12 protein-coding genes are annotated in these 11183 nt (G+C 64.1%); 8 read left to right on the forward strand and 4 right to left on the reverse strand.

Annotated elements, in window-relative coordinates; translation table 11 throughout:
* Nucleotides 1-335: 335 nt before the first annotated feature.
* On the forward strand, nucleotides 336-539 hold the full coding sequence (locus tag PAM7066_RS19380) for a TrmO family methyltransferase domain-containing protein (RefSeq protein WP_245749711.1): 204 nt from the start codon (nucleotides 336-338) through the stop codon (nucleotides 537-539).
* Nucleotides 540-854: 315 nt separating this feature from the next.
* Here the strand turns inward: PAM7066_RS19380 and PAM7066_RS19040 are convergent, their stop codons facing one another.
* The 4 genes from PAM7066_RS19040 to PAM7066_RS15070 all read right to left on the reverse strand — a co-directional run bounded on the left by PAM7066_RS19040 (nucleotide 855) and on the right by PAM7066_RS15070 (nucleotide 4396).
* Nucleotides 855-1268 (reverse strand): hypothetical protein, encoded by a 414-nt coding sequence (locus PAM7066_RS19040; protein ID WP_175484681.1) that lies wholly within the window; start codon nucleotides 1266-1268, stop codon nucleotides 855-857.
* Nucleotides 1265-1744, reverse strand: coding sequence for a hypothetical protein (locus PAM7066_RS19045; RefSeq protein ID WP_175484680.1), 480 nt, complete (start codon nucleotides 1742-1744; stop codon nucleotides 1265-1267). The genes PAM7066_RS19040 and PAM7066_RS19045 overlap by 4 nt, the downstream gene beginning before the upstream one ends.
* Nucleotides 1745-2207: 463 nt before the next feature.
* Nucleotides 2208-3575: a chromate efflux transporter gene (gene chrA, locus PAM7066_RS15065; protein WP_085855054.1), complete on the reverse strand. Its 1368-nt coding sequence runs from the start codon at nucleotides 3573-3575 to the stop codon at nucleotides 2208-2210.
* The gene (locus PAM7066_RS15070; RefSeq protein ID WP_085855055.1) at nucleotides 3575-4396 is read right to left on the reverse strand and encodes a chromate resistance protein ChrB domain-containing protein; all 822 of its coding nucleotides are present in this window, start codon (nucleotides 4394-4396) and stop codon (nucleotides 3575-3577) included. Before PAM7066_RS15070 ends, chrA begins: the two co-directional genes overlap by 1 nt.
* Before the next feature lie 557 nt (nucleotides 4397-4953).
* On the opposite strand from PAM7066_RS15070, the gene PAM7066_RS15075 reads away from it, so the two are divergent.
* From PAM7066_RS15075 to PAM7066_RS19390, 7 genes are all read left to right on the forward strand, one after another.
* Nucleotides 4954-5799 carry a metalloregulator ArsR/SmtB family transcription factor gene (locus PAM7066_RS15075; protein WP_085855056.1) on the forward strand — a complete coding sequence of 282 codons (846 nt, stop codon included), beginning with the start codon at nucleotides 4954-4956 and terminating at the stop codon, nucleotides 5797-5799.
* The gene (locus PAM7066_RS15080; RefSeq protein ID WP_085855057.1) at nucleotides 5796-6794 is read left to right on the forward strand and encodes an ArsJ-associated glyceraldehyde-3-phosphate dehydrogenase; all 999 of its coding nucleotides are present in this window, start codon (nucleotides 5796-5798) and stop codon (nucleotides 6792-6794) included. Before PAM7066_RS15075 ends, PAM7066_RS15080 begins: the two co-directional genes overlap by 4 nt.
* Nucleotides 6791-8062, forward strand: coding sequence for an organoarsenical effux MFS transporter ArsJ (gene arsJ / locus PAM7066_RS15085; RefSeq protein ID WP_370738097.1), 1272 nt, complete (start codon nucleotides 6791-6793; stop codon nucleotides 8060-8062). The genes PAM7066_RS15080 and arsJ overlap by 4 nt, the downstream gene beginning before the upstream one ends.
* On the forward strand, nucleotides 8059-8256 hold the full coding sequence (locus PAM7066_RS15090; protein WP_085855059.1) for a hypothetical protein: 198 nt from the start codon (nucleotides 8059-8061) through the stop codon (nucleotides 8254-8256). The genes arsJ and PAM7066_RS15090 overlap by 4 nt, the downstream gene beginning before the upstream one ends.
* A 330-nt stretch (nucleotides 8257-8586) precedes the next feature.
* Nucleotides 8587-8982: a COG4315 family predicted lipoprotein gene (locus PAM7066_RS15095; RefSeq protein ID WP_085855060.1), complete on the forward strand. Its 396-nt coding sequence runs from the start codon at nucleotides 8587-8589 to the stop codon at nucleotides 8980-8982.
* A gap of 401 nt (nucleotides 8983-9383) precedes the next feature.
* Nucleotides 9384-10316, forward strand: a complete 933-nt coding sequence (locus PAM7066_RS15105) for a cation diffusion facilitator family transporter (protein ID WP_085855062.1) — start codon at nucleotides 9384-9386, stop codon at nucleotides 10314-10316.
* A gap of 107 nt (nucleotides 10317-10423) precedes the next feature.
* Nucleotides 10424-10693: a YkvA family protein gene (locus PAM7066_RS19390; RefSeq protein ID WP_276326090.1), complete on the forward strand. Its 270-nt coding sequence runs from the start codon at nucleotides 10424-10426 to the stop codon at nucleotides 10691-10693.
* Nucleotides 10694-11183: the final 490 nt, after the last annotated feature.

Raw genomic sequence — 11183 nt, forward strand, 5'->3', positions numbered from 1 at the left:
AGGCATGATCGATATGCCGGTCACTTGAGGAAAGAGTGGCTGCGAAATTTACAGGGCACGGGATGAACAGCGCAGGCACGCGCATGAACGCGGCGGCTGTTGCACGCGTTCCTCCATCCGACGCGGTGATGAGGTTCGATCCGCACGTGGAGGGATCGCGAGGCGTGCCCGCGACAGGGACGGCATGATGGGCCGGAATGTCGGATCATCCTCGACCCGATTTGGCATCGGGCGCTGACGGGGCTGGAGGATTATGAGTCCGTCGAGGTGCTCTACTGGCTCGACCGCAGCCGCCGGGACCTGACCCGCCTGAGCCTTCGCAGCGACGAGGCACGGTGGGCGCCTTCGCCTTGTGCTCGTCCGTCCGACCGAACCGATCGGCACGCCCGCTCGTCCACCTGCTTCGGATAGAAGAGGGCACGCTCTTCGTGCGGGGGCTCGACTGCCTCGATGGAACGCCGCTTTTCGACATCAAGCCCGACCGCTGCGCCTTCAGCCCGAAAGCGCCTCCGAAGCCGGGCGACCGATGGGGCGGCTGAACAATGCGAGGCAGACGATGCCTCAACACATCCTGCTTGCAGCCATCTTCTGAGACGCCATGAAACCGGCCATTGCCGAAGACAACTCTCTATTCGCCGCGGGCAGCCTGAAGGCCGCGCGCCCGTCGCGACAAGCTTCGGCCCCTCGGGGGCTCCGTCCGAGGCCTGGAAGCTTGCGCTGCACATCCTCTCGTCCGCAGGTCAGTCCGTCATGGCAGAATGCGGCTTCGACGCCATTGCCGTCCCGAATAAGTCGTGAAGATCCCGACGAGGTGAGCACCGTCTTCGCCGCACCCGCCTCGGTCCTCGTCTACGTTATGAAGCCCCGAGACGCCGAGCGTCTGGCCGCACGCGCTGCGCCCCGAGGAACGTAACTAGATCGCCGAGCCATACCGCGACCTCCCCGAGACAGGACGCCTGACCGGGCGCGGGGGCGAGGCGAACCTGGATCGTCTCCTGGATATGCAGGATCTCATCATCGATCTCGGCTCGGTCAGCGACACCTACGTCAACCTCGCCGTCCGTGAGAAGGAGCAGACCGGCCCCTACATCCTGATCGTCGAACGGTTCGAGAACACCCCGGAGGCGCTGCGCCCCAGCGGCGAGCCGCCCCAGTGCAAGTTGCAGCCCCGACAGAACGGACGGCGGCGCCAGCACAGCGAACCTGCTACGCACGCCGTTCGGGCCCTTGCCGATGTGCCACGGAGCGGGGGCCTGGTCGCGCATCATGGCTTCGGGGCGAGAACTGGCGCCGCCCCCGTCATGATCGGCCTCGTCCTTCTTGTCCTCGCCAGCCTTCCCGCGGGAATGCGTAGTGCTGCGCTGAAGGCGATTCCGGCAGGAACCCTGGGCGCTCTGCTGCTCAGCGCTGCGTAGAGCGAGAAGGCCACCGCGTTGTTGATGGTGAAGACCAACGCGAACCGCAGGACAAAAGCGCTCCGGTCGAGATCCCTTGCGCCCGTGAACTCCGTGAACATCAGGGAAACGATGAGATAGGCCTTCGGGATCAGCGAAAGCAGGATTACGCCATCCTTGATGTTGGCGGGCTTCGCTGCTGCATCATCGACCAGAACGCCTGCCCGCGCGAGTTCCAAAGCGAGATTCACGACATAGGCTGCGCCCGCATAGCGGTTGAATAATTGGAACAGCCGTGTGGTAGCCGAGATTCGCCGGGACGGTTGCCCTAAACCTGAAGCGTGCAGCATTGGCGGCGAAGAACAGGTTCCCCGGGCGAGTAGGCGAACGGAGCGAGGAACAGGATGAGAGCTATCGCGAACTGGGCCATGTGCCGAAGCTGACCTGACCATGCTCCTCCTTTGATCGCGACCCGGATCCTGCAGATTTAGAGGGCGTGGCTCAAGGCCCGGATCGATCCTGAACCGAAAGTTGGCAGAACCGTAGGCGTGCATCAGGTGCAGGGCGAAAGAGCCCTGGAGCCCACGGACAGCACGAGATCCCCCGTCCTAACCTCTCGGTTAAATACGGCCGTTTTCGGCACGCCGTCGTTGATGTGCATCAACCCGTAGGCGAGACGTGCCAGCCGTGCCGAGGTCCGCTTCGAGCCCAAATCGGCAGCTTCGATGCAGGCTTAACTCGCATCCGCGAAACAAAGCGACGCGTCGCCGATGCCTTGGGCTGCCAGCTCCGATTCATCAAGGACAGAAGCGGCTATGCGACACCCGCGAACTTCAATAGGAACCCCGCGGCGGCGCATCCCACTAGAACGGTTATCGGTCCGAACCCGAAGCGGAACACCGCGACCACCGCCGCCAGCACCAGAACCAGTGCCGCTAGTTCCATCGACGCCAGCACAGGCACATCGATATGGAGGCCCTTGGTGACAACGTTTCTGACTTCGTCGAAGATCACATGCATCCCGAACCAGACAGCCAGGTTCAGGATCACGCCCACCACCGCGGCGGTGATGGCGGTTAGCGCGGCCGTCAGCATCTTGTTGTCGCGAAGGCGCTCGATGAACGGCGCGCCGAGGAAGATCCACAGAAAGCACGGCGTGAAAGTGACCCATGTGGTCAGCAGACCGCCCAGAGTTCCGGCCAGAAGCGGCGAGAGACTGCCCGCATCGCGGAAAGCGCCCATGTAGCCGACAAATTGCGTAACCATGATCAGCGGGCCAGGTGTCGTTTCGGCCATGCCCAACCCGTCGAGCATCTCGCCGGGTGCGAGCCAGCCGAAATTCTGCACCGCTTCCTGCGCGACATAGGCCAGCACCGCATAGGCACCGCCGAAGGTCACGACCGCCATGACGCTGAAAAAGCCAGCGATCTGCGCGAAGACGTTAGCCGGGCCCAAGACCACAAACAGAAGCGCCACCGGAGCCAGCCAGAGCACGAGGAACACCGCGGAGATGCGGAACGCCCAGGCCCTGTTGACGCGCGTATGCTCGGGCGATTCTTCACCGAGTAGCGTCTCCGCATCCGCGACCTGCACCTTGCCCACCTTGCCGTGTCCGCCGCCGCCTCGAAAGGCGGGCAGGCCGGCGCGGGCGCCGAAGAAGCCGATCAGCCCGGCGACGAGGATGATCAGCGGAAACGGCACAGCGAAACCGAAGATCGCAACGAAGGACGCCGCGGCGATGGTGAGCATCGCGCTGTTTCTAAGGGCGCGCGAGCCGATGCGGATGACGGCTTGCACCACGATCGCCAGCACCGCCGCCTTGAGGCCGAAGAACAGCGCCTCGACCGATCCGACATTACCATAGAGCGCATAAATCCAGCTGAGCGCCATGATCGCCATGACGCCCGGTAGAACGAACAGCACTCCGGCGATGATCCCGCCCAGGGTGCGGTGCATCAACCAGCCGATATAGACCGCGAGTTGCATCGCTTCGGGTCCGGGCAGGAGCATGCAGTAGTTCAGCGCGTGCAGGAACCGCTTCTCGCCCAGCCAGCGCTGTTCCTCGACCAGAATGCGGTGCATGAGCGCGATCTGCCCGGCGGGTCCGCCGAAGCTCAACAGGCCGATTTGTGCCCAGATGCGCGCGGCCTCGGCCAAGGTGGGATAATGGCGATCCTGCATCAGTCTGCCGTAGGCTTGTTCATGGGCCAGTTATGGGTCTCGTCAGTCGCGTCGCGCGCCCAGCGATAGAAGGCGTCGTAGAGCAACATACCGGCTTCGAGCTGCTCAAGATCGTCGGAATACATCCGCGACAGGCCGAGCGACGCCGCAAGCAATCCCGCGGCCTCCGGGGCGAGATCAAGGCGCGCGGTGTCGGCGCCACGCACGATGATGGCGAGCCGTTCGAGGGCTGGTAGACTCAATCCAAGTTCCTCAAGCATGACGTCGAAGGTGCAGCGCTCGCCCCGGTGGCTCCAGAAGGCATTCTCGATGTCGAAGGGAGCAGCGTCGTAGCGCTCGGCTACCCCCGTCACCTCGGCTGGTGCCACGAACAAGACGATCGCACGAGGATCGAGGAAACGCCGGATCAACCAAGGGCACGCGATGCGGTCGATCTTTGGGCGGGAACGCGTCACCCAAACCGTGCGACCCTGCGCATCGCGCGCTGGAAGCTTCGCCGGATCAATCAGCGGCAGCCCGGCAGAGCGCCAGGTTTCGAACCCGCCCTCGAGATACTCCGACGGGCAACCTTCTGCACGCAGCCAGGCGGCCGTGCCCTGACTGCGCCGGTGGCCGGCCTGACAGATGGCGATCGACAGCTGGCCGGTGAGTTGTGGCGCGAGGGAGCCGAGCGCGCGGTCGTCGATCCGGTTGGCGCCAGGGAGCAACCGTGGATCATCGGCGAAATCTTCCTCTGATCGCACGTCGAGCAGGAGCGGTGCGCGGGGGGTTCCGATGATACGGATGAGCTTGTCGGATGAAATGGCATTGGGCGCAGGCATGTGCGTTCCTCCGTCTGGCGGGTGTTGTGGAACGCGATCTTCGGCTGACGCCTCGTGGGGCGGTCGCCGGCCCCATGATCCGAGTTTCGGCCGACGGAGCAATCCTGTCAAGCAAGCATCTCCGGTCACAGCCGCCGCTTGGAGGCCGTTCGGCATTCGCTCGCCTGGCACCGGGTCTGAACGGCCGACGGGCGCGGCCGGTATGGAGAACCCGAGGCTTTGGCCGCCATTGTTCCGGCTCGCCGTCGTCCTTACGCGCGCAGAAGGCAGAAGGCAGAAGGCAGAAGGCTCGATTGATTGGAGCATTGTCGCTCTGCCGCCCTGCGATGCGGCGAAGAGGAAGCGCGTGATGCAGAGAAGTCGCAAGCCAAGACTGCGCCACCGCAGCGAACGGCAGGAAGGTCCCGCGGTCCGGCCGCTCGTGCACCGCGCGGCGGGCGGCCGCTTCGAGCTCATTTCAACCGCAACGCAGAACGAGCCGATCGCGGGTGCAGCATATGCGCCTACTCGCTGGGAAATTGGCTTGCCTTACGCTGTATTTCGTTTATTCTAAAAATATGGAATCACCTGTTATCTCCCGCCTCGCTGCCCTCGGCCACCCGCAGCGGCTCGCCATCTTCCGCCTGCTCATGCGGCGCTATCCCGATCGCGTGTCGGCGGGCGAGATCGCGCAGGCCCTCGATCTCAAGGCCTCGACCCTCTCCTCCTACCTCTCAGGCCTTATGCAGGCCGGTCTGATCGACCAGGAGCGCGAGGGCACGTGGCTTCGCTACTCCATCGCGATGACCGAGGTGCGACGCACCTTCGATTACCTGCTCCTCGACTGCTGCCGCGGTCGGCCGGAGTTCTGTTCGCCCGTGTCGCTGCCACAGATCACAGGAACACCGCCAATGTCCGACAGGAGATACAAGGTGCTCTTCATCTGCACCGGCAATTCCGCCCGCTCGATCTTTGCCGAGTCCATCCTCCGCGAGGAGGCCGGCGACCGCTTCGAGGCCTACTCCGCCGGCACGAAACCCCGGTCCGAGCTGAACCCCTTCGCGCTCGACGTTCTCGATCAGAAGGATCACGACATCTCGGTCCTGCGGGCCAAGAACGTGTCCGAATTCCAGGGAGAGGACGCGCCGCGGTTCGATTTCGTCTTCACGGTCTGCGATCGGGCCGCGAACGAGGAATGCCCCTCCTGGCCCGGGCAGCCGATCAGCGCGCATTGGGGCATGCCCGATCCGGTGAAGGAAGATGGCACCGACGCGCAGAAAAGCCTCGCGTTCCAACGGGCCTACGGAGCGCTCGCCAATCGCATCCGTGCCTTCACGGCTTTGCCGATCTCGTCGCTCGACCGTATCTCGCTGCAACGTGCCGTGGATGATCTCGCGCGGCGAGGCGCAGGGGAGCCCGCATGACCGTCTACGCGCTGAACGGGCTCGGCCGGATCGGCAAGCTGGCTCTGAGGCCCCTGCTGGAGCGTGGGGCGGAGATCGCCTGGATCAACGACGCCGTGGGCGATGCGGCGATGCACGCGCATCTGCTGGAATTCGACACCGTCCACGGCCGGTGGAACGCGGGGTTCGAGGCGGATGAGGAAAGCCTCACCATCGACGGCAGACGGCTGCCCTTCATCGGAACGCAGGACATCGCTGCCCTGCCGCTGGACGGCGTGGACGTGGTCATCGACTGCACGGGCGTCTTCAAGTCCGAGGCAAAGCTCGCGCCCTATTTCGACGCGGGCGTGAAGAAGGTGGTGGTCTCGGCGCCGGTCAAGGACGGTGGGGCGGCGAACATCGTCTATGGCGTCAACGATGCCACCTACGACCCGGCGCAGCACCGCATCGTGACGGCGGCCTCATGCACGACGAACTGCCTCGCCCCGGTGGTGAAGGTGATCCACGAGGGCGTAGGCATTCGCCACGGCTCGATCACCACGATCCACGACGTGACGAACACGCAAACCATCGTGGACCGTCCGGCCAAGGACCTGCGCCGGGCGCGCTCGGCGCTCAACTCGCTGATCCCCACGAGTACGGGCAGCGCCACGGCGATCACGCTGATCTATCCCGAACTGACCGGCCGCCTGAACGGCCATGCGGTGCGCGTGCCGCTGCTGAACGCCTCGCTCACCGATTGCGTGTTCGAGGTCGAGCGCGAGACGACGGTCGAAGAGGTGAACGCCGTGTTCAGGGCTGCCGCCGAGGGGTCGCTCGCCGGCATCCTCGGCTACGAGGACCGGCCCCTGGTGTCGGCCGATTACGTGAACGACACACGATCCTCCATTGTCGACGCGCCCTCGACGATGGTCGTGAACGGCACGCAGGTGAAGATCTACGCATGGTATGACAACGAGATGGGCTATGCGCATCGTCTGGTGGACGTGGCCTTGATGGTCGGGGCATCGCTGTGAGCCGAGACCGGCCGGAGGGGCTGTCGGCCTACATCGCCGTCACGGCGTCCTACTGGGCCTTCATGCTCACCGATGGCGCGCTTCGGATGCTGGTGCTGCTGCACTTCCACACGCTCGGCTTCTCGCCGGTGCAGCTTGCCTACCTCTTCGTGCTCTACGAGATCGCGGGGATGGTGACGAACCTTGGCGCGGGCTGGATCGCGGCGCGGTTCGGGCTGACCTCCACGCTCTATGCCGGCCTCGGGCTTCAGGTCGCCGCACTTCTCGCGCTGGCGCAGCTTGATCCCGACTGGGCGATCGGGCTGTCGGTCGCCTTTGTCATGGTCGTGCAGGGGGCGTCGGGCGTGGCCAAGGACCTCGCCAAGATGTCCTCCAAATCGGCGGTCAAGATCCTCGCGCCGACCGAAGCCGGCGGGCTGTTCCGCTGGGTCGCGATCCTGACGGGATCGAAGAACGCGGTGAAGGGCTTCGGCTTCCTCCTGGGCGCGGGCCTCCTTGCCACGGTCGGTTTCGTGTGGGCGGTTCTGGCGATGGCGGCGGTGCTGGCCGTCATCCTCGTCGTCGTGCTGATCGCCATGCCGCCGGGACTGCCGAAGGGCCGCAAGGGCGCCAAGTTCTCCGAGGTCTTCTCGAAGTCCGCCAACGTGAACTGGTTGTCGGCGGCGCGCGTGTTCTTGTTCGGCGCGCGGGACGTGTGGTTCGTCGTCGGCATCCCGATCTACTTCTACGCGGTTCTGTCGGACGGAACCGAAGAGAGCAACCGCGCCGCCTTCTTCATGATCGGCACGTTCATGGCGCTGTGGATCATCCTCTACGGCATCGTGCAGGCGGCGGCTCCGAGGCTCCTGCGTGCGGCAAGAAGACCCGAGGGCGAGCTGGTCGATACCGCACGCGGCTGGGCCTGGGCGCTCGCGGCGATCCCTGCGGCCCTGACTGCAGCGGCGCTCGTCTCGGCCGAGCCGCAGCCTTGGCTGACGGCCACGCTGGTCGCAGGCCTCCTGATCTTCGGCGCCGTTTTTGCTGTGAACTCCGCTCTGCATTCCTACCTCATCCTTGCCTTTACCAAGGCCGAGCGGGTGACGATGGATGTCGGCTTCTACTACATGGCCAACGCCGGTGGGCGCCTTCTGGGCACCGTCCTGTCGGGGTTCACCTACCAGATGGGCGGCCTCCCCGTGATGCTGGCCACGGCAACGGTTATGGTCATGTTCTCGGCACTGGCGTCCAGCCGCCTCAGCCCCGAGCATCCGCAGGTCACGCCGGCATGAGCGTAGCCGGTCCGAAGAGGGTTCCCAAGGTTGCGCTGGCCGTTCTCGAAGGCGTCGCAGTCGGCACCATGGCGACCGGGCTGGTTGAGGCCGTCACGGCAGCGGGTCGCAAGCGCCAACCTCGTCGTCGCCATCCTGATCTGCCGCTGATCGATCGGTTGACGGTGGGAGCCGATCCGACCTCGGTGACGTGATGAAACAGATGAAGGATCGCCATCATTTGCCAGAACTTCCGGAGGAATCACGATCGAGCGATTGCAGCGAAGGGAAGCCTGGTCTGCTCAGCAGACGTCCATCCCCTCAGCCTGCGCCATCCGTCCGAACTGACTGCACTCGCGCGGCAGTTGTGGAGCAACGGGTGGTCGATAACGGCCGTATTCGGCGCGCCCACGTGATGACCGGCAACCTTGCGAGATGCGCCCCGAACGTGCAGCAGGTCCGCTGCGAGTTCACAGCAGCAGCCCACACGGGTCGGAACTGGTGTTTCTGGCAGTGTTTCCATCACGCCAGCTAGCTGATCCATCATGGAGGTTTCCGATGCTGCGTTCCAATCTTTCCTTCCTGTCGTCGTAGTGGCGGCGGCCGCGTCTGCTGCGGCAGCTCAAGACACTTCTCCGACCTTGAGCGTCGAGGAGAGCGCGGACTTTGACCAATATATCGTCGGCCCCGACGGCGAGCCCGTCTACATGTTCACCACCGACATCCAAGGCGACGGTGGTGAGCCGGCTATCTCGTGCACATCCGTGGACTGCCTCAACGCTTGGCCGCTCGTAACGGCCGACGGCGAGCTAACCGCGAGGCCCGAGCTCGAAGAGTCTCTTGCTGGCACGTTCAGCTATAAGGATCAGACGGTGGTCACCTACAATGGCTGGATCATTTCGGCGCGCACCGCCGTAACCTTCACTCGCCGCATCGGATGAACCGAAACTTGAAACTACAGTGGCTGTAGCGATTATGTCTGTCTCCACTTCAAGGGATTTTCATTCCCGACACCGCCTATCTCAGACGGTTGCAAGCGGCCTTCCCGGGCGCCGAAAGCCTATGCGACTACAGCACTGGCACGACTTGCCTCGTGATCCTCCCTTCGACTGGCGTGGCGGTGACAATTACATCCAGAAGACCTGTATCGCCCAGGACCTCGAAACGTTCGGTGCGCCGGACGAAATCTAACAGCAGCATCGACAGGCGTTGACCCGCCTCCGCGGCTGGCTCTATCGGGGCGTCATTCGCCACTGGATGAACGAGCGAGTCGAGGCGATCCGATCGGGCCGCCTTGTTCCCTCCGCCGCGGCGACCGCTCATGATCACGAGGAGACGCGCCATGCCGCATGATCACGGCAACGCCCATATGGACCCGGAATCCGGCGACCGAAGGGTCTCGATCGCGATCTGGGCCAACGCCCTTCTGACGGTCGCGCAGATCGTCGGCGGCATCCTTTCGGGCAGCCTCGCCCTCATAGCGGACGCGCTTCACAACTTCTCGGATATGGCGTCGCTCGTGATCGCGTTCGTCGCCCGCAAGATCGCGCGGCGGCCGGCGGACGAGCGCATGACCTTCGGCTATGGCCGGATCGAGATCGTCGCTGCCCTGATCAACTACACGACGCTGATCCTGGTCGGCGTCTACCTGATCTATGAAGGCGCGATGCGCTTCATCGAGCCGACGGAAGTTACGGGCTGGATGGTCGTGATCCTGGGCGCGGTGGCGCTGGCGGTGGACAGCCTGACGGCCTGGCTGACTTGGTCGATGCAGAAAGGGAGTGTGAACATCCGGGCGCTCTTCCTTCACAACCTGTCGGACGCGCTGGCGTCGGTCGCGGTGATCGTCGGCGGAACGCTCATCATCCTCTACGATGTGACCTGGGTCGACCCGGCGATCACGATCGGCATCGCGCTCTACATCCTTTATCTCGCCCTGACCGAGATCGGCGGGCCGATCCGCACGCTCATGCTGGGCAGCCCGCCCGACATGGATTGCATGGACGTCATCGACGCGATGCGCCGCATCGAGGGCGTGGCGGACGTTCATCATGTGCATGTCTGGCAGATGCAGGAACGCGAGGCGGCGCTCGATTGCCATGTGGTCCTCGACGAAGAGGGCTGGGAGAGGATCGAAGCCACCAAGGCGACGCTCAAGAATGAGCTGAAGGACTTCGGGATCACCCATTCCAGCCTCGAGTTCGAGCACATCGATCACGCTCACCAGGAGGCGCAGACCTTCGGGCACGGCGACACGGAGAAGATCTCGTCGTGAACATGTTGTCTCTGGTCCGGCGGCTGCGCTGTGCCTGAACCGTTAGCCGCGATGCGATCGCGCTATGGATCGCCGCGCGAGATCCCGGAACGCCGCTCACGGCCAGGATCGTCGCGGCTTGCGTCGCCGCCTACGCCTTTTCGCCAATCGATCTGATCTCGGATTTCATACCCGTGCTCGGGCTTCTCGACGATGCAATCCTGCTGCCGTTTGGCATCCTGATCGCGGTGCGTCTCATCCCGGCGCCGCTGATGAAGGAGATTCGAGAGACCGCCGCGCGGCGTCAGGAACGACCGATGAGCCGCAGTGGCATGATCGCGATCTTCGCGCTCTGGCTTGCCGCCGCCGGTTTCAGTGTGTGGCTGATGCTCAAGTAGCTCAGGGTCCACGCGGCCGCGGATCATATGGCTGCGCTTTTTGCACGGCTTCGTTATCCGCCGTTTTCGACGCGCCGACATAGATGGTCGTCCACCTTGAAGCGAGATGCGCCGACCATGTCCACGTCCGCTACAAGTCCTTGCGCAACGTGAAATGGGCTCGGTTCGATGGCTGAATGGGTTCTCACCGTTGGCGAAAACGCCTCCGTCGGCTTGACTTAGATCCATCAGGCGATTGCGCCGTCGAATTCCGCTGCGATCCTGCCGATAGAGGCCGCATGCGCGTCTCGCGCATAGCGCGCCGGCGACACGCCTACGTCACGGGTGAAAGCCACGCTGAAGGCGCTCGCGGAGCGGTACCTAAACCGCCCCGGCTTTACCGGAGAGCGTTTCGTTCAACGGGTCAGGCGACCTTATCGCGGGGTTGGGGCTGTTCAAGATGTCGTCTCTCAGCCTCTGCCGGCGGCATGTAACCTAGCGAGCTCAGGAG

The sequence above is a fragment of the Palleronia marisminoris genome (assembly GCF_900172315.1).
Lineage (GTDB): Bacteria > Pseudomonadota > Alphaproteobacteria > Rhodobacterales > Rhodobacteraceae > Palleronia > Palleronia marisminoris.